Origin of the sequence: Streptococcus sp., from assembly GCF_030825805.1 — a bacterium.
Lineage (GTDB): Bacteria > Bacillota > Bacilli > Lactobacillales > Streptococcaceae > Streptococcus.
Genome location: NZ_JAPJPF010000041.1, coordinates 1 through 17,236, shown reverse-complemented (window position 1 = coordinate 17,236; position 17,236 = coordinate 1). Strand labels below are relative to the sequence as shown.

Sequence of the window (17,236 nt, the reverse complement as noted above, 5' to 3'; positions counted from 1 at the left end):
ACAAACTTGAGCGGGTATTTGTTAAAGATCGCTGCTGCTTGATCAAAATGAACGATATCAAAATAAGGTGGCAACTTGATCCCAAGAGGTTTGGTAAAGTAGGCAAAGACCTCTGACAGGATTCGGTCCGTCGTCTCAAAATCATAAGCGATCTGGGGTTTTCCTGGGACATTGGGGCAGGAAAGGTTCAATTCTGTCAAACCTTTAAAATCACTTTCTTGCACCTTTTTCAAGATGGTATGGGTCTCTTCAGGAGACATACCGACGAGAGATAGGAAGAAAGTCCGATTGGGATCTGTTTCTTGCAACTCCAATAGGTAATTCAAATAATAGTCCAAGCCTTGGTTAGGTAGCCCCATCGAATTGATTGAGCCAAGTGGGACATCTTGGTAGCGTGGCTCTGGATTTCCAGAACGGAACTCCAAGGTGGCTGTCTTGGTCACAAAGGTCCCAGCAGCCGAATTCTTCACTTCTTCTAATTCCTCAGTGGTCATACAGGCCACACCTGCCGCATTCATCAGGCAGTTATCAAATTCAAAACCAGCAATTTGCGTCTTTGTCGATACCATCTTCTTCTCCTTGAAATGAATTCTTACAGCCATTATAGCACGAAAAGGAGGATTCATGACTAGAAAACCAGAAAAGAGCAAGAAACGTACGGAAATAGAAAAAATCACCTTAAACGTTATCCTTTTATTTTCTATATAGAGGGGAAAAATCAGACATTTTTCCAATCCTATCGTCCTTTCACATCCATTTTTTCCCACTTCATAGGCAGTTGTGAAAATTTTCAGAAAATTCAACTTTTTTCTTTACAAGTCAAAAAAAGTCTGCTATAATTATCGACGTAATAAAACATGACATTGCTCTCAGCAGTGCCTCCATATACCAGTAAGTTCGCTAACCTGCTGGAATTCGTTTCAATGAAAAAAGGAGAAACATGATGACAACTGCAAAAGAATATATCCAAAGCACTTTCGAAACCGTAAAAGCTCGCAACGGCCATGAAGCGGAATTCCTTCAAGCTGTTGAAGAGTTCCTTAGCACTTTGGAACCTGTATTTGAAAAACATCCAGAATACATCGAAGAAAACATCTTGGCACGTATCACTGAGCCTGAGCGCGTGATTAGCTTCCGTGTTCCTTGGGTTGACCGTGACGGAAAAGTTCAAGTTAACCGTGGTTACCGTGTTCAATTCAACTCTGCTGTCGGTCCTTACAAAGGCGGACTTCGTTTCCACCCAACAGTTAACCAAGGGATTTTGAAATTCCTCGGCTTCGAACAAATCTTTAAAAACGTTTTGACTGGCCTTCCAATCGGTGGAGGTAAAGGTGGATCTGACTTCGATCCTAAAGGAAAAACAGACGCTGAAGTAATGCGTTTCTGCCAAAGCTTCATGACTGAATTGCAAAAACACATCGGTCCTTCTCTTGATGTCCCAGCTGGTGATATCGGGGTTGGTGGACGTGAGATTGGTTACCTTTACGGACAATACAAACGCCTTCGCCAATTTGATGCTGGTGTCTTGACTGGTAAACCTCTTGGTTTCGGTGGTAGCTTGATCCGTCCAGAAGCAACTGGTTACGGTTTGGTATACTACACTGAAGAAATGCTCAAAGCCAACGGCGACAGCTTTGCTGGTAAGAAAGTCGTGATCTCAGGTTCTGGTAACGTTGCTCAATACGCTCTTCAAAAAGCAACTGAACTTGGTGCAACTGTTATCTCTGTATCTGACTCAAACGGTTACGTGATCGACGAAAACGGCATTGACTTCGACCTTCTTACAGACGTCAAAGAAAAACGTCGTGCTCGTTTGACTGAGTATGCTGCTGAAAAACCAACTGCTACTTACTACGAAGGATCTGTATGGACTTACGCTGGTAACTATGATATCGCTCTTCCATGTGCAACTCAAAACGAGATCAACGGTGAAGCAGCGAAACGCTTGGTTGCTCAAGGGGTAAAAGTTGTTTCTGAAGGAGCCAACATGCCTAGCGACCTTGATGCGATCAAAGTCTACAAAGAAAACGGCATCCTTTACGGACCTGCTAAAGCTGCCAATGCTGGTGGGGTTGCTGTATCTGCTCTTGAAATGAGCCAAAACAGCCTCCGTCTTTCATGGACACGTGAAGAAGTGGATGGACGTTTGAAAGACATCATGACCAACATCTTCAACACTGCTAAAACAACTGCAGAAACCTACGGTCTTGGTAAAGATTACCTTGCGGGTGCCAATATCGCAGCCTTTGAAAATGTCGCAAATGCGATGATTGCCCAAGGTCTTGTTTAATTTGATTCTTTTGCCACACCTCTGAAGCCCTTGGTTTCGGAGGTGTTATTCTTGATAAAAAAAGAAGATTGGAAAAACCAAATCTTCTTTTATTTTATAAATCATCCAAGGCATCTTTAACCTTATCAAAGAAGCCTTTTTTCTTTGGGTTGACCTTGATATCACCAGCTTCCGCAAATGCACGAAGGGCTTCTTTTTGCTTGTCATTTAGACCTGTTGGTGTCACCACATTAACAGATACATATTGATCTCCTACTGAGCCACCACGCAAGCTTGGTGCTCCTTTACCGCGGAGACGGAATTTCTTACCGGTTTGGGTCCCTTCAGGGATGACCAAATCAACATCGCCGTGAACCGTTGGAACATGGACCGTATCCCCAAGAGCAGCCTGAACAACGTTCAAGTTCAATTTATAGTAAATGGTTGATCCATCACGCTCAAATTTGTCGCTCGGCTCAACATTGACCACCACATAGAGATCTCCGTACGGCCCTCCATTAAAGCCAGCTTCTCCTTGACCAGAGAGGCGGATTTGTTGACCTGTTTCAACCCCAGCAGGGATATTCACATTGACACTGTGCGCTTGTTTCTCGTGACCAGTCCCATGACAGGTTGTACAAGGATCTTTAATTTCTTTACCGCGTCCATGACAGACATCGCAGGTGATTTGACGACGCATCATCCCAAGTGGGGTTTGCGTATCCACATTGATAACCCCAGAACCATGACAGCGTCCACAAGTTACTGGACTTGTTCCTGGCTTAGCACCAGTCCCATCACATGTCCGACAGCTGGCTTCCCGATGGTACTTGACTTCCTTCTCAGTTCCAAAGATGGCTTCTTCAAACTTGAGATTGACGCGGTACTGAAGATCATCTCCCTGACGTGGAGCATTTGGATTGCGGCTTGCACCACCACCAAAGAAGCTAGAGAAGATATCTTCAAAGCCACCAAATCCAGCACCATCAAAACCACCAAAACCACCTGCTCCGCCACCGAAGCCGCCGAAACTACCATTGGCCCCTGCAGCACCGTATTGGTCATAAGCTGCCCGTTTTTGTTCGTCGCTCAAAGTCTCATAAGCTTCTTGAACTTCCTTGTACTTTTCCTCAGCACCAGGCTCCTTGTTGATATCTGGGTGATATTTTTTAGATAATTTCCGATAGGCTTTCTTAATCTCATCCTGAGACGCATTCTTTGAAACGCCCAAACGGTCATAAAATTCAGTATTGTTCATAATTCAAGATACAAAGGGCGTCAAACGGACACAGCCAAAATAGGAGTTTTGACGACGGACGCTTGCGTCCTAGAAAAAACTATCTTTTTGGCACCGTCCGTAGCCCGTGTTCAGTTGCGAACACCTTTGTTCCTTTCTATAATTTTTATGTACAGCTTTAGAGGCTGTTTTCTATACTCTGCTTCACTTGATCAAACTCTTGGTCTGATAGAGTAAATATCAAATCCTCTTCAGCATACTCGTTCTGTTCTTTAAAATAGTTGTCCGTATTCTCTGCCAACCCTAAGCTTAGAATCACTTTTCTTGCAAACTCTTGATGGGCAAAACCGATAGCCGTAATGATTTGTTTATCTTGCACAACCACTTTGGGTTGGAAATTCTCACGTGGAAGAAATTCAAAATAATCAAAGAAGTTTTGCCAAATTCCACCTGTAAATTTCGTGTCCTTCAACAGACCTGCTTTCGCTAATAAAAGAGGCGCTGAAGAAATGGCTGCAATGAGGATATCTTGCTCACCAAGGTCCCTCAAAAACGAAATCAATTTCTCATCCTGTAGAGCAGGCCCTATATTGACCATTCCTGGCAAAATCACACAAGAATACTCTTCTATACAGATTTGATCTAGTGTTTTGGTCGGTTGACAGAGCACCCCATCCTCAGAGACCACCATCGAATGATCTGAAGCGACATAATCAATCGTGACGTCAAAAGACAGAGCTAAAGTACTCGTTAAAGCAGTTATCTCATAAAGAGAAAAATTAGGATAAATCAAACAAAGTACTTTTTTCATAGGCAACATCCTCTATTTTACCGAAAAACAGAGGCTGGGTTGCAACCTCTGGATTTCTTTATCATTTACTAGTTAGGCGTTTAGGCAAATCGCTATAGCGATTGCCATAGAATGCCAATCATTAGAGTGAACAGTCATTCTTAACGCCTCGCTCCCCGATTTTCAAGCTCGGTATAAAATAGTCCACTGGACTATTTTATTTCTCCGTAAACTCTCCGTCTACGACGTCATCGCCTGCGTTGCCTGTTGCTTGTGCGCCTTCTGCTCCTGCTTGAGCTTGTTGTGCTGCTGCGGCTTGTTCGTAGAGTTTCACAGCAAGTCCTTGAGCTTTTTCGTTCAAGGCTTCAAGTTTTGCTTTCATTTCGTCCAAGTTGTTATCTTCTTGGGCCTTCTTAAGCTCATCAAGGGCAGCTTGTGCAGCATCACGTTCTGCATCGAAGCCTTTGCCTTCAGTTTCTTTGATTGTCTTTTCAGTCGCAAAGATTGCTTGGTCTACTTCGTTACGAAGGTCAACTTCTTCTTTACGTTTCTTATCTGCTTCAGCGTTTGCTTCTGCATCTTTCATCATGCGGTCGATTTCTTCGTCTGTCAAACCTGAGTTAGATTGGATAACAATTGTTTGTTCTTTTTGAGTTCCAAGATCTTTCGCTTTAACAGATACGATACCGTTCTTGTCGATGTCAAATGTCACTTCGATTTGTGGGATACCACGAGGTGCAGCTGGGATATCAGTCAATTGGAAACGTCCAAGAGTTTTGTTGTCCGCTGCCATTGGACGTTCACCTTGAAGAACGTGGATATCAACGGCTGGTTGGTTGTCTGCTGCAGTTGAGAAGACTTGTGATTTAGATGTTGGAATAGTTGTGTTGCGGTCGATGAGTTTTGTGAAGACTCCACCCATTGTTTCGATACCAAGTGACAATGGTGTTACGTCAAGAAGGACAACGTCTTTGACATCACCAGTGATGACACCACCTTGGATCGCAGCACCCATGGCAACAACTTCATCAGGGTTCACTGATTTGTTTGGTTCTTTACCAGTTTCAGCTTTAACAGCTTCTACAACGGCAGGAATACGAGTTGAACCACCGACAAGGATCACTTCGTCAATATCTGACAAGCTCAAACCTGCATCTGAAAGGGCTTGACGAACTGGAACTTTTGTACGTTCTACAAGGTCACGAGTCAAATCGTCAAATTTTGCACGAGTCAAAGTCATTTCCAAGTGAAGAGGTCCAGCTTCACCAGCAGTGATGAATGGCAAGCTGATTTGTGTTGAAGTTACACCAGAAAGGTCTTTCTTAGCTTTTTCAGCCGCGTCTTTCAAACGTTGAAGAGCCATCTTGTCTGTTGACAAATCAATGCCGTTTTCTTTCTTGAATTCTGCTACCAAGTGGTCGATGATTTTTTGGTCAAAGTCGTCACCACCGAGTTTGTTATCCCCTGCAGTTGCCAATACATCAAAGACACCGTCGCCTAATTCAAGGATAGATACGTCAAATGTACCACCACCAAGGTCGAATACTAAGATTTTTTCTTCTTTATCTGTCTTGTCCAAACCGTAAGCAAGGGCTGCTGCAGTTGGTTCGTTGACGATACGTTCTACTTCAAGACCAGCGATTTTACCAGCGTCTTTAGTTGCTTGACGTTGAGCATCGTTAAAGTAAGCTGGAACTGTAATAACAGCCTTCGTTACTTTTTCACCAAGGTATTCTTCAGCGTAACCTTTCAAGTATTGAAGGATCATTGCTGAGATTTCTTGTGGAGTGTATTCTTTCCCGTTAGCAGAAACCTTTTCAGAAGTCCCCATCTTAGATTTGATAGAGATGACTGTATCTGGGTTTGTCACTGCTTGACGTTTTGCAGCGTCACCAACGATGATTTCACCGTTTTTGAATGACACTACAGATGGAGTTGTGCGATTTCCTTCTGGGTTCGCGATGATTTTTGATTCAGTTCCTTCAAGAACTGCTACTGCTGAGTTTGTTGTACCTAAGTCAATACCGATAATTTTAGACATATGTTTTTCTCCTTGTTGATTTTTCTTCTTTTTTTGATATTTCCCTTAAGTGGTGGGGACGTGAGCAACTCCCTTCGGGATTTCATCACTTATTTTTAAGCCTACTGTCTCAAAAATCCCCTGTCTCAGTAGCACAAGCTACTGAAACTTTCACCACGGCGGGAAATATCTTCCTTGCAAGCCTCCGGCTTGCATCTTATCTTTCTTTCATAGTTTAGTGTCGTTTCGGACAAGATTTTTTAAGTTTTCTAGCCTAATTGTAGACAACTACCATGGCTGGGCGCAGGATGCGGTCATGGAGTTTGTAGCCTTTTTGGAAGACTTGTGCGATAGTGTCTGCTGGATGTTCATCATCTGCAGGTAAGGTTTGGATGGCCATGTGGTAGTTATGGTCAAAGGCTCCGTCCGCTGGAATTTCTTCAATTCCTTCTTCTTTCAGAGCATGTACCAAACTTTCTTGGACCATTTCCAAGCCCTTCTTCACATCATCTGTCAATCCTTCGACGGCAAGGGCGCGTTCGAGGTTGTCCAGTGATGGTAAGATCGCTTTTGCCAAATCTTGGCTACGGTATTTTTGTAATTGTTGACGTTCTTCATTGGCACGGCGCTGAATGTTTTGCATCTCAGCATGAGCACGAAGGTATTTGTTTTCAAATTCCTCGGCACGCGCTTGTGCTTCTTCTAACTCAGAAGGTTGGTTGCTTTCCTCAACAACTTCTTCAGTTGTCTCGGCAACTTCCTCTTCTTTCACATCTTCTTTTTTGATATCTTCTGTCAAGGCATACACCCCTTTCATTTGGTCTTAATTTACTTCATAATGGTTGCTGTTGAGGTAACGGTAATAATCCGTCAACTTCATGACCAGTACTCGGCCGATAACATTGACCAGGCTTATCACACGCCTGTAGTCCATCTCTACGGGACCAATCACATGCATGAGGGCCATCCCACGATAAGGAACTAAGAACTTGTGACTAATGACCGTCACATTTTTCAAGGCCTTCTCTTGAGATTCTGCAACCAGGATCTGGGTCATTTGGTCCTCTGGCATTCCCCCTCGTAACTCCAAGGCTACGTGTTGGGGATTATCTAAGAACTGATAGGTCTGAAGATCGGCATAACTCAAAGATGAAACCTTTCCTTCTACAAAGACCAGTTCTTGAAACAGTTGCGAGAAGACGTAATCGAATAGATCCAAGACATTGTCTGTCGTTTTGAAATAGCGCTGTACAATCTGTGGAATCTCCGTCCGCAAGCGGTAGTGGATATCCAAGACCGTATTTCCAATGAAACGTTCTTGAACTAGCTGATGAAAGATTTCCAAGTCACTGGTTAAGAAATTCTTTGGAATAGCAAACTGTACGGTGACAGGCTTTGATTCATCCAAGGTCAGAACTGCTAAGGCATCATGGTTGGATAATGGAACAATCTCAAAACCCGTCAAGCGCTGCCGTGTCGGCTCCACATCCTGAATCACTGCGGTGTAGCCCGTCATCTGGGCTAGTAACTTGGCCGTAGCATCCAAGATATCATCTAACTTAAAGGCTTCGAAATCAAAGGCCTTCACCACCTGGTAGACATCTTGCTCATCAATCAACTCTAGATCGAGCGAATTCTGAACGAAATATTGAAAACCAGCTCGGCTAGGCATGCGGCCACTCGAAGTGTGGGCCTTTTCTAGTAAGCCTTGTTTTTCGAGGGCAGCCATGTCGTTTCGAATGGTCGCACTACTGGATTGAATGACATCTTGTAGCGCTTTTGAACCGACTGGTTCGTGGGTCTTGGTAAAGATATCGACGACAAGATTTAGAATCTCATTTTGACGTTCTGTAACCACGACCTCACCTCTCTTTCATTTTTAGCACTCTAAACACTCAAGTGCTAAACCATGATTCTATTATACACCCTCTCAAAAGAAAGTCAAGAAAAAAATCCAAAAAATTAGCACTCTTTTTTCAAGAGTGCTAAAAATCATTCTTAAGACCGATACTAGGCCAAAAAAACTATAAACCTGCTTCTTTCAGCTTTTGAATATATTCTTCTAAGACCAGCTGGTGCTTGACCATATACTGGGCATTTTCTACACCGACGTAGCGGAAGTGCCAGTTTTCATAGTCCACACCCGTGATTGCGTTTTTCCCTTCTGGATAACGGAGAACAAACCCATATTGTGGCGCCAAGGCAATAATTTGTTGCACCACCTCTTCGGACAGCCCATTTGGGGCACTCATATCAATCGCAAGGCCTGTCTGGTGCTCACTAGCCCCTGGGACCTGTACTTGTGTTTGTGCTTGACGTTCTGCCTCTTCATGAGGAAGCCCAGTAGCTTCTAATTGAGCTACCCGCTCATTATAAACTTCTGTTTGCTCCTCTACACTTCGATAACCGGAAATCAAGGACTCCTCAGGAGCAACTGCCCTTGCCGCCACTAGAAATTGTTTGGTTTGTTCTGCGATCCGACTATCCACCTTGATTTCTTCAACATCGACTAACTGAGGATTCAGTTCAGCCAACTTGTTGTCTCGGTTGACCAGGACTAGGTTCCAATCCTTGCTAGAAACTTGTGGAAGGTCTGTCTTCGGTTTTTCTTCCTTTTTCTCAACCTTTTTAGGAGTAGTCGTTTCTACTTTTTTATCTTCAACAGAGCCCATATGAAGCCATTGAGGTTTCAAATAGAAAATACCCACTCCTGCTCCAATTAGACAGAGGCCTAAACAGCAGAGTACGATCCAGCTAACTTTCTTTTCTCTTTTCTTGGCAAGTTTATATTTAGTCATGATCTTCCTCTAACCATTTCGCTCCAACCTGGCGGTATGACAGATCTCCAACTGCTTCTAGTTTAAATTGGCCATCTTCATACTCAATAACAGTCACACTACCATTGTCCAAGACCAATTCTTTAAAGGCTTTTGGATCAATCAGGTAAATCAAGGTACTGATGGTCATCCCATGACTGACCACGATGGCATTCCCGCCACCTTGAGACTCGACATCCTTGGCAATCGTCGTAAAGCCATCCAAAATGCGGTCACGAAGAGTTTCCCAGGACTCTGCCCAGCCGGCTGTATCCACTTCGACAATCCCTTCGGCCAACTCCATCAAGCTCAAATGATGGAAGTCATCAACCCGAAAGACACGTGGTAGAACCCCCAAAAAGAGTTCCCCGTCATAGGCTCCATCAAAACTTCCAAAGCACCATTCGCGGATGCGCTTATCATAACGGTAAGGAATCTTACCCGTTAACCCTAATTCTTCTAGCACAATCCCCATGGTTTGAATGGTTCGACCGGAGTCGCTGGACACGGCTTGTTGGAACTGAATCCCGGCTTCACGTAGACCAATCCCCAATTCATGAATCCCTCGTTCCCCAGCTTCTGTCAAGGGACTATCAGACCAACCTTGGGCGCGACCAATGGTATTAAACATGGTTTTTCCATGACGGGCAATATACAATTTTGTCTTTGCCATTTTTATCCTCCTGCAATTGTTTTCTTCTTATATAAGGTTTCTTATTTTTTCAAACCAAGTTCTTCTGAGTGGGCTGCTAACCAGTTAGCACCCAGTTTGCGATAAGACTCATCTCCGATGGTCTGGATTGAAAATTGTCCATTTTCGTATTCTACCAAGGTGACACTACCATTTTCAACCCTTGGATCCAACTCAATCTCTGGATTCAAAATACAAACAAAGGATCCGATGGTCATGCTGTGACTAACAACCAAGGCATTTCCACCACCCTTGGCTTCAACTTCCTTGGCAATCTCCTCAAAGCCATCTACAATCCGTTTTTTCAACACATCCCATGGTTCAGCCCAACCAGCTGTATCTACTTGGTAAATCCCATTCGCTAGCTCTTCCAGACTGAGTTTCTTGTAGTCTTCAATATCTAGAACCCGAGGAACGACTCCACGGAAAAGTTCCCCTCCGTAGGCACCATCAAAACTTCCAAAACACCATTCCCGGATCTTTTTGTTGAAAGTATAAGGAATCTGATCTGTGAGCCCAAGCTCGTCTAAAACAATTCCCATGGTTTGAATGGCGCGACCTGAATCGCTGGAAACAGCACGGACAAAGTCTAAACCAGATTCTCTCAAACCAACCCCCAATTCACGGATGCCTTCTTCTCCTTGAGCAGTTAAAGGTGTATCCGACCAACCTTGGGCACGACCTATCGTATTAAACATGGTTTTTCCATGCCGAATAATAAATAATCTTGTTTTCGCCATGTGATCTCCTTTTACGTCCTTCTATTATATCATTTTTTATAAGGAAACTGGCAGCGATGACCTCTCGATTCACCTTCACTTCTCCAGCCAACATTAAAAGCCCCGAACACGCGAAGTGCCCCAAGGCTTTCTTTTAATTTTTAAAACTATGAACTGGGGCCGGAATTTGACCACCACGGGCAATAAAGTCAGCTGACGAGGCCTTGTTGACCTTCATTACCGGAGCAGACCCAAGAAGTCCTCCGAGCTCTAACATATCACCTTCTTTTCCATAAGGAATGATCCGAACCGCTGTTGTCTTTTGGTTGATAACGCCGATAGCTGCTTCGTCGGCAATCATGGCCGCAATGGTCGAATCTGGAGTATCAGCTGGGATGGCAATCATATCCAAACCGACGGAACAGATAGCTGTCATGGCTTCCAATTTTTCCAGGTTGATATGACCGGATTGGACCGCGGCAATCATCCCCTCATCCTCTGAGACCGGAATGAAGGCACCTGACAAACCACCGACTTGATTACAAGCCATGATGCCACCTTTTTTTACTTGGTCATTAAGCAGGGCAAGGGCTGCGGTAGTTCCATGAGTTCCGACCACTTCAAGCCCCATGGCTTCAAGGACACGGGCAACCGAATCCCCAACAGCTGGCGTTGGAGCAAGAGACAAGTCGACAATTCCAAACTCAACACCGAGACGTTCACTAGCCATTTGACCGACTAATTGACCGACACGGGTAATCTTGAAGGCTGTCTTCTTAACTGTTTCCGCCAATACATCAAAGCTTGCACCGGGAACTTTTTCAATGGCCCGTTGGACGACACCAGGTCCTGAAACCCCAACGTTGATGACGACATCGGCTTCACCGACACCGTGGAAGGCTCCCGCCATAAAGGGATTATCTTCTACCGCATTAGCAAAGACAACGAGTTTACCTGGTCCCATTGGATCTGCTTCCGATGCTTCTTTAATGATACGGCCCATATCTCTGACAGCTGTCATATTAATCCCCGTCTTAGTGGAACCAATATTAACAGAAGAGCAGACAAAATCCGTCTCTGCAAGGGCGCGAGGAATCGAATTAATGAGGATTTCATCCCCTTTTTGGTAGCCTTTTTGAACCAGAGCTGAGAAGCCACCGATAAAGTTAACCCCAACTTCCTTCGCTGCACGATCCAGCGCCTTGGCAAAGGGTACATAGTCTGTTGCATTGGTTGCTGCTCCGATAATGGAAATCGGAGTGACCGAAACCCGCTTGTTCACAATGGGAATGCCGAGTTCCGCCGCAATCTCATCCCCAACAGCCACTAAGTCCTTGGCCTTTGTCACAATCTTCTTGTAGACTTTTTCCGCTGCCTTATCGATATCCGGATCAATACAATCTAGAAGCGAGATCCCCATGGTGATGGTCCGAACATCAAAGTTCTGCTCCTCAATCATGGCAATGGTTTCTGTTACCTGTCTAATGTCCATAAATTCTCAACCCCTATCTTACAAATTGTGCATAGCATCAAAAATCGCTGCACTTTGGATATTGATTTTCACATGCAGAGACTGACCGAATTCTTCTAACTCTGAACGAAGCTGGGTGAAATCTTTTTTCTCATCTGACGATACGACCGCCATCATGGTGAAGTACTCATCCAATACCGTTTGAGAGATATCATCAATATTAAGTCCCAATTCTGCTATTTTCGTTGCGACACCCGCTACGATTCCTTTTTGGTCTTTTCCAACGACTGTAATAATTGCTTTCATGTCACTGCTCCATTCTATCTATTTGCTTCCATTGTAGCATAATCGCCTTAATTTCGCATAAATGTTTTAGAAAAGGTTCGGTTTATAAATAAAAAACATCCAAGAAAATCTCTTGAATGTCTGTTAGTCTTTATAAATCAACGATGGCTAAAGCGATTTTTCTTAAGGTAGTGGCTGAGGATAGAAACCCCAAGGTAACTCGCAATCCCTGAAAGATGCAATAGCGTTGAGATCCATCCGGTGATTACTGGTAAGAGCATGAGGCTAGATAGAAAAATTAAGAATAGATAAAACCATTTTACGGTGCGTGATAATTCTTTCCACACGTTTGGCAGGAGCATAATCCCTCCGGTCACAAAGGCATAGCCGACGGCAGAGATTCCTGTTGCCTGAATGTCCTGCCCGCGTGTTAAGAAGTGAAAAACGATGGAAGAGAGGACTGTCGCCGTCACAAAAACGATTAAGACTTGTCTGGAGCCTCTTTTTCTTTCTAGCAGTCCACCGAAGGGAAGGATCATGAGTCCGTTTAAAATCAAATGGACCCATAAAAACCAGACAGGGGCTCCTTTACTACCGTGCATCAAGGTCCCACTGACATACTGCCAACCATACACCGGCTTCGAATGAAAAGCCAATAGGTTATACATAGCATCCCCATAAAAGGAAGTCAATAAACCGAGCAACAAACAGATTAGAGCTATCGTACTGATAACAGGATAGGTTTTTATCATCGTTTTCATTTTAAAACTTCTTTTCTGTAAATAAATCAATTGTCTCACCTTGAGTATACTTTCATTATACCACCCCTTAAACGAAAATAAGATCACTTTTAAAAAGTGATCCTAGTTTCATTAAACAACTCCAACCTCTAACTCCCATTTCACGCCCAGCTACAAAAACAAGGTTATTTAACAAGAAAATGCCAGTAGATATAATTGAAGATAAAAATCCAGATCGGTTTCCAAAAAGTGAGAAAATTGCTAAAGGCATGCAAGAAGATGGGCAACCGGATATCTTTAGTTTTCTTATAGACAGCTGCGAAGAAGAGCCCTGAACAGAAATAAAGAGAAAATGTTACAGGATCCCGATATTGATGGATCAGATGAAAGGCCGCAAAGAGAAAGCCCGAAAGCAAAACGTCTAAATGAAACTTACTTTCTTTAAAGAAGACATTCATCAGATAGCCTCTAAAAATAAATTCTTCGATCATAGGAGATGTAACAGTTGCTAGGACAAAAAACAAAATACCCGAAATACCAGGGCCATTTAGATAAATGGAGGATGGCAATTTGGTTTGATGAACGACAGGAACCAGCAAATCCTGAAAAGTTTGCAGCACCCATCTTTCAACAAAGAACCACAAGAGCACCAGAGCAAAATATCCCAGATAGTGCCACTTCCATTTCTGTATATTTGAACGGACGACTATCTTCTGCCTTTTAAACCAAAATAGAATGCCGATGAGAAGCAAAGAGTAGAGAATCAAATAGATGAAATAAAGAAAACTTACATCACCATTGAAAACTCCAGTTAGGTAGATACCAAGGCCTTCAATCCCAAAAACAAATAAATATAACAGGAACAGTAAAGCAAGTCCATGTTTGGCATATTTCATAACATCCTCCACCAACAAAAAAAATTTAGCCGATACTCATTAAATTGCGAAGAAACTTCGCATTTCAAGTGGCGCAATCAACTTACGGAAGTATTCCCAACCATTCGGACCACCTGAAACTGGAGGCGGTCCCATATATATAGTATTAAAAACCCCACCACCTGCTACTGTTGAGAGAAAATCGCTATCTAAACTATCAAATTCTTCCAAAATCTTTGTATTCATTATGAATACCTCCTTATATTTATTAGATTAAAAAATATTGTCTAGTTGCAACTTTGACAATTTTAGTATAGCACACGAAAAATCTTTAAATCAACAAACTCCTAAATTGTCCCTTTTTGAACAGAAAGTGGCATCTTCTTTTGTTTTTTACTCCACTTTGCTAGGAGAAAACAGCCATTTAGATTTTCTAGCCTGACGATGCTACACTATATTATTCCTTAATCACCTGGACGATTTTATTTTGAAGTAGCGGAAGATCTATGCTTCTTCAATTAAAAACAAGGCAAGGACCTATTCATCCATCATTAGTTGCTATCTCATCATGACTCCTTCCCACTTTCAAAATACCGTAGCGAATATTTGACTTCCCATTTCAGAAGGCATATACTTATATTAATCTGAGCTAAATAGTTTTAATTTTTTAAATGAACTGTCTTGAATTCAGATTAAAAAAACTATTTACTTAACGGAGGTGACACTATGTCATTAGAAGATAAATTAAACCAAGTTAAAGGTTCTGTTAAAGAAGGTCTCGGTAAAGTAACCGGCGATAAAAAAACAGAAGCTGAAGGCGTTGCTGAAAAAGTTGCATCAAAAGCAAAAGAAGTCGTTGAAGACGCAAAAGAAGCTGTCGAAGGAGCTATCAACGGCGTGAAAAACATCCTTCACAAAGACGATAACTAATCGTTAACGTTCTAAAGCTACTCTATTTTCTACCGTCACGTTTGCCTGTGGAAGATAGGGTGGTTTTTTGTTTATCTTTGATTTAGTTTGGGTATAGGAAAAAGCACCTCGAAAGGTGCTCTCTGTAAGTATAGTAATTCTTTTGAATGAACACTTAGAGTGCAGTGGTTGCCATCCAATTCAAACAACACTCGGGCTTTTACTGAAATTGAGCAAAGTAATTGCAGGTCCCTAAAACCATTTTACTTCATTCTCTCAAACCATTCTGAAACATCTGGGACAATATACTGCCCTCTTTCATACGATCACTTCCATTATCCCCTCGATCAGCTCCGTAAAACTTTCTGCCACATAGATAATTTCATCAGGGTCATGAATGTAGCAGATTATCTGCCCTTCTTGCCCTTCCTGGTCTGGATCAAAATCAAGCATGAGATAACAAGAATCGCAATACTCCGCGAAAGGAAGCCATTTTTTATTAAAAAGATAGGGTTTAACTCTGCTATCACGCATTTCTTCAACATCTTGGCTTGAAAAATAGTCAGGAAATTCCGTCAACAGAGCATCCCTATTTTGAAAAAATTTTTTTATCGACTCAATCTCTTGTAGGCTCATCAAAGAGAAAGCCATTTCTCTTTGGCCAATCACACAGGGTAGGACTGCTAAGAATTTACTGCCGTTTTTGTAACGATAGACTTCCTTAAGCTCATTTGGGAGAGAAATTCCAATTCTCTTCTCAAACTCCTGAATTTCCTCCTCAGATGCTCCAGAAATTTCCTGATAATCTTCCAGGTATCCTTCCTCTACAGGATCATCCAAACCCCAGTCTTCAAAAGCTTCACAAATATAAGTTGCTATTTTCCTAACTTGGTTAACTATACACATAAGAACCTCCTTTTTTGATTTCTCTTACCCTTCGAATTTTCATCCCAAAATATGTTCAAAATATTGACAGACTTGCATCTTTACTTTTTCTAATATTATTTTTAGTATGGAATTGGATTTTTTTATTTCTTGATTAGATAAAGTCATTTCATCCGTTCGCTTTACTCAAGTTAACATTATAAACAATTTCTGCATTCGGACTGCCTTTGACATCCTTCACGACTCCTTTTAACTGACCATCTACTACTAATAATTCGATATTTTCATCTATAAGATCCTGTTTAGACAGTGTAACTTCATTATTCAGGAGGTATTTCCGTCATCGTAATCATCATATGACCAGTTATTTTTCCATTTTCCTCTTCAAACTTTTCAAGTACTCCTTGCTCACGGAGGATATTTTCTATTTTGAAGAACATTTCTTTAGCTGCCAACATTACTCCAGTCATATTTATTAGTGGTCTCTTGAGCAAAACCTTACATAAAATTACAAATATAAAAAAAATTAGAATACATAATTAAAAATCTATTACAGCCAAAAAATTAGCAAGCATGTGAATTAGTACAGAGTATTCTATCCTTTTAGTTCTATAATAAATGTAAGACATTATACCGCCTAACAAACTATACAGTAAAATCGATCTAATAAAAATTCCAATACTAGGTTCGTTCATACAATGCACAAATCCAAACAATATATTTGATATGATGAAACCTTTCCTGCTCATATTATAGCAATAATTCATTATTGCACCACGAAAAGTTAATTCCTCTAAAACTGGTCCTACGAAAATTGCATAAAAATTGAATAACTCTACGCCCATAATATCTTTTAAAATTTGTAATAACGCATCATTTTGGGTATCTCCAAAAATGCTTAAATACAAATGAACTATGAGTCTTAACAAAACAGCGAATGCTAAGCAATAAAATACTTTGTTCCACTCTAGTTTCTGAATACGATTAATGACATTATGTTTTATGCTTATTTTATAAGAGAAATATAATGTAAAAAATAAGAAAAGTACAAATAGCAACCTAGCATAGACTAATGAAATATCTTTCAAAATAAAACAACAAATCGGTAAATTTGAGAGTAAAAATAACTGCCCAGTCACTTTATATTTTTCTTTCATTTTTAACTACCTCCAATAAACCATTTTTAATATTTCAATCATTGCTTAATTCACTTAATTATTTTTCTGAAACTTAAAGCGGAAATGCTGAGATTCTTTGCATATACTTGTTCTGACATTTTATCTTTCCTAAAAATCCTCCTATCTCAAGAAAGAAACACAGATATCTTACAATATTAACCTCCCCAATAATCGAGTAAGCGCTTTTACATTTTTATTGTAACTAACTATTTTTATTTTTTCAAATAATTATATGTAATTCCCAATTTGTAAAATTAAGCCAGAAAAAAGAGGCTGGGACAAAAGTCCTAGCCTCGCAATTGTCTTTGGATTGTCGAGCAAGACGCAGTGGTTGAGTGGGCTCTACTACGC

The 17,236-nt window shown here is 41.6% G+C and carries 19 protein-coding genes; 2 read left to right on the top strand and 17 right to left on the bottom strand.

Features of this window, described 5'->3' with window-relative positions:
* On the bottom strand, positions 1-569 hold a 569-nt coding region (locus RCH62_RS06980; protein WP_306474907.1), incomplete at its 3' end, for a dihydroorotate oxidase.
* A gap of 374 nt (positions 570-943) precedes the next feature.
* Between RCH62_RS06980 and gdhA the strand changes: the two genes are divergently transcribed.
* On the top strand, positions 944-2,290 hold the full coding sequence (gene gdhA / locus RCH62_RS06975; RefSeq protein ID WP_048789780.1) for an NADP-specific glutamate dehydrogenase: 1,347 nt from the start codon (positions 944-946) through the stop codon (positions 2,288-2,290).
* A gap of 94 nt (positions 2,291-2,384) precedes the next feature.
* On the opposite strand, the gene dnaJ is transcribed toward gdhA, so the two are convergent.
* The 13 genes from dnaJ to RCH62_RS06910 all read right to left on the bottom strand — a co-directional run bounded on the left by dnaJ (position 2,385) and on the right by RCH62_RS06910 (position 14,159).
* Positions 2,385-3,527, bottom strand: coding sequence for a molecular chaperone DnaJ (dnaJ, locus tag RCH62_RS06970; protein WP_306474906.1), 1,143 nt, complete (start codon positions 3,525-3,527; stop codon positions 2,385-2,387).
* A 157-nt stretch (positions 3,528-3,684) separates the two neighbouring features.
* Entirely contained in the window at positions 3,685-4,317 is a 633-nt protein-coding gene (locus tag RCH62_RS06965; RefSeq protein ID WP_125334898.1) for a DJ-1/PfpI family protein, read from the bottom strand.
* A 196-nt stretch (positions 4,318-4,513) separates the two neighbouring features.
* The gene (dnaK, locus tag RCH62_RS06960) at positions 4,514-6,337 is read right to left on the bottom strand and encodes a molecular chaperone DnaK (RefSeq protein ID WP_045763636.1); all 1,824 of its coding nucleotides are present in this window, start codon (positions 6,335-6,337) and stop codon (positions 4,514-4,516) included.
* 253 nt (positions 6,338-6,590) lie between these two features.
* Positions 6,591-7,115, bottom strand: a complete 525-nt coding sequence (gene grpE / locus RCH62_RS06955; RefSeq protein WP_306474908.1) for a nucleotide exchange factor GrpE — start codon at positions 7,113-7,115, stop codon at positions 6,591-6,593.
* A gap of 24 nt (positions 7,116-7,139) precedes the next feature.
* Positions 7,140-8,174, bottom strand: coding sequence for a heat-inducible transcriptional repressor HrcA (hrcA, locus tag RCH62_RS06950; protein WP_045759110.1), 1,035 nt, complete (start codon positions 8,172-8,174; stop codon positions 7,140-7,142).
* 166 nt (positions 8,175-8,340) lie between these two features.
* A complete protein-coding gene (locus RCH62_RS06945) occupies positions 8,341-9,114 on the bottom strand; it encodes a D-alanyl-D-alanine carboxypeptidase family protein (RefSeq protein ID WP_125334902.1) in 774 nt (257 codons plus the stop codon).
* On the bottom strand, positions 9,107-9,805 hold the full coding sequence (locus RCH62_RS06940) for a histidine phosphatase family protein (RefSeq protein WP_125334904.1): 699 nt from the start codon (positions 9,803-9,805) through the stop codon (positions 9,107-9,109). Before RCH62_RS06940 ends, RCH62_RS06945 begins: the two co-directional genes overlap by 8 nt.
* Before the next feature lie 41 nt (positions 9,806-9,846).
* Complete coding sequence (locus RCH62_RS06935) at positions 9,847-10,563, bottom strand: histidine phosphatase family protein (RefSeq protein WP_048688614.1); 717 nt, start codon at positions 10,561-10,563, stop codon at positions 9,847-9,849.
* 133 nt (positions 10,564-10,696) lie between these two features.
* The gene (locus RCH62_RS06930; protein WP_306474905.1) at positions 10,697-12,034 is read right to left on the bottom strand and encodes a PFL family protein; all 1,338 of its coding nucleotides are present in this window, start codon (positions 12,032-12,034) and stop codon (positions 10,697-10,699) included.
* 18 nt (positions 12,035-12,052) lie between these two features.
* Positions 12,053-12,319: an ACT domain-containing protein gene (locus RCH62_RS06925; RefSeq protein ID WP_129822470.1), complete on the bottom strand. Its 267-nt coding sequence runs from the start codon at positions 12,317-12,319 to the stop codon at positions 12,053-12,055.
* A gap of 137 nt (positions 12,320-12,456) precedes the next feature.
* Positions 12,457-13,059, bottom strand: coding sequence for a rhomboid family intramembrane serine protease (locus RCH62_RS06920; protein WP_306474904.1), 603 nt, complete (start codon positions 13,057-13,059; stop codon positions 12,457-12,459).
* A 164-nt stretch (positions 13,060-13,223) separates the two neighbouring features.
* Positions 13,224-13,658 (bottom strand): CPBP family intramembrane glutamic endopeptidase, encoded by a 435-nt coding sequence (locus RCH62_RS06915; RefSeq protein WP_306474903.1) that lies wholly within the window; start codon positions 13,656-13,658, stop codon positions 13,224-13,226.
* 315 nt (positions 13,659-13,973) lie between these two features.
* On the bottom strand, positions 13,974-14,159 hold the full coding sequence (locus RCH62_RS06910; RefSeq protein WP_125334910.1) for a hypothetical protein: 186 nt from the start codon (positions 14,157-14,159) through the stop codon (positions 13,974-13,976).
* A 480-nt stretch (positions 14,160-14,639) separates the two neighbouring features.
* Between RCH62_RS06910 and RCH62_RS06905 the strand changes: the two genes are divergently transcribed.
* Positions 14,640-14,843 carry a CsbD family protein gene (locus tag RCH62_RS06905; protein WP_306474902.1) on the top strand — a complete coding sequence of 68 codons (204 nt, stop codon included), beginning with the start codon at positions 14,640-14,642 and terminating at the stop codon, positions 14,841-14,843.
* 297 nt (positions 14,844-15,140) lie between these two features.
* Here RCH62_RS06905 and RCH62_RS06900 read toward each other — a convergent pair whose 3' ends face one another.
* The 3 genes from RCH62_RS06900 to RCH62_RS06890 form a co-directional block, all read right to left on the bottom strand.
* Positions 15,141-15,728, bottom strand: a complete 588-nt coding sequence (locus RCH62_RS06900; RefSeq protein ID WP_125334914.1) for an SMI1/KNR4 family protein — start codon at positions 15,726-15,728, stop codon at positions 15,141-15,143.
* A 299-nt stretch (positions 15,729-16,027) separates the two neighbouring features.
* Entirely contained in the window at positions 16,028-16,162 is a 135-nt protein-coding gene (locus RCH62_RS06895) for a hypothetical protein (RefSeq protein ID WP_268927054.1), read from the bottom strand.
* 84 nt (positions 16,163-16,246) lie between these two features.
* Positions 16,247-16,864, bottom strand: coding sequence for a CPBP family intramembrane glutamic endopeptidase (locus RCH62_RS06890; protein WP_306474901.1), 618 nt, complete (start codon positions 16,862-16,864; stop codon positions 16,247-16,249).
* Between the last annotated feature and the right edge of the window lie 372 nt (positions 16,865-17,236).

Excerpts from the sequence above, each read along its gene's own strand:
- RCH62_RS06920 (WP_306474904.1), bottom strand. The coding sequence starts at position 13,059 with ATGAAAACGATGATAAAAACCTATCCTGTTATCAGTACGATAGCTCTA.
- RCH62_RS06930 (WP_306474905.1), bottom strand. The coding sequence starts at position 12,034 with ATGGACATTAGACAGGTAACAGAAACCATTGCCATGATTGAGGAGCAG.
- RCH62_RS06945 (WP_125334902.1), bottom strand. The coding sequence starts at position 9,114 with ATGACTAAATATAAACTTGCCAAGAAAAGAGAAAAGAAAGTTAGCTGG.
- RCH62_RS06940 (WP_125334904.1), bottom strand. The coding sequence starts at position 9,805 with ATGGCAAAGACAAAATTGTATATTGCCCGTCATGGAAAAACCATGTTT.
- dnaK (WP_045763636.1), bottom strand. The coding sequence starts at position 6,337 with ATGTCTAAAATTATCGGTATTGACTTAGGTACAACAAACTCAGCAGTA.
- dnaJ (WP_306474906.1), bottom strand. The coding sequence starts at position 3,527 with ATGAACAATACTGAATTTTATGACCGTTTGGGCGTTTCAAAGAATGCG.
- RCH62_RS06935 (WP_048688614.1), bottom strand. The coding sequence starts at position 10,563 with ATGGCGAAAACAAGATTATTTATTATTCGGCATGGAAAAACCATGTTT.
- RCH62_RS06890 (WP_306474901.1), bottom strand. The coding sequence starts at position 16,864 with ATGAAAGAAAAATATAAAGTGACTGGGCAGTTATTTTTACTCTCAAAT.
- gdhA (WP_048789780.1), top strand. The coding sequence starts at position 944 with ATGACAACTGCAAAAGAATATATCCAAAGCACTTTCGAAACCGTAAAA.
- RCH62_RS06925 (WP_129822470.1), bottom strand. The coding sequence starts at position 12,319 with ATGAAAGCAATTATTACAGTCGTTGGAAAAGACCAAAAAGGAATCGTA.
- RCH62_RS06900 (WP_125334914.1), bottom strand. The coding sequence starts at position 15,728 with ATGTGTATAGTTAACCAAGTTAGGAAAATAGCAACTTATATTTGTGAA.
- RCH62_RS06905 (WP_306474902.1), top strand. The coding sequence starts at position 14,640 with ATGTCATTAGAAGATAAATTAAACCAAGTTAAAGGTTCTGTTAAAGAA.
- RCH62_RS06965 (WP_125334898.1), bottom strand. The coding sequence starts at position 4,317 with ATGAAAAAAGTACTTTGTTTGATTTATCCTAATTTTTCTCTTTATGAG.
- RCH62_RS06910 (WP_125334910.1), bottom strand. The coding sequence starts at position 14,159 with ATGAATACAAAGATTTTGGAAGAATTTGATAGTTTAGATAGCGATTTT.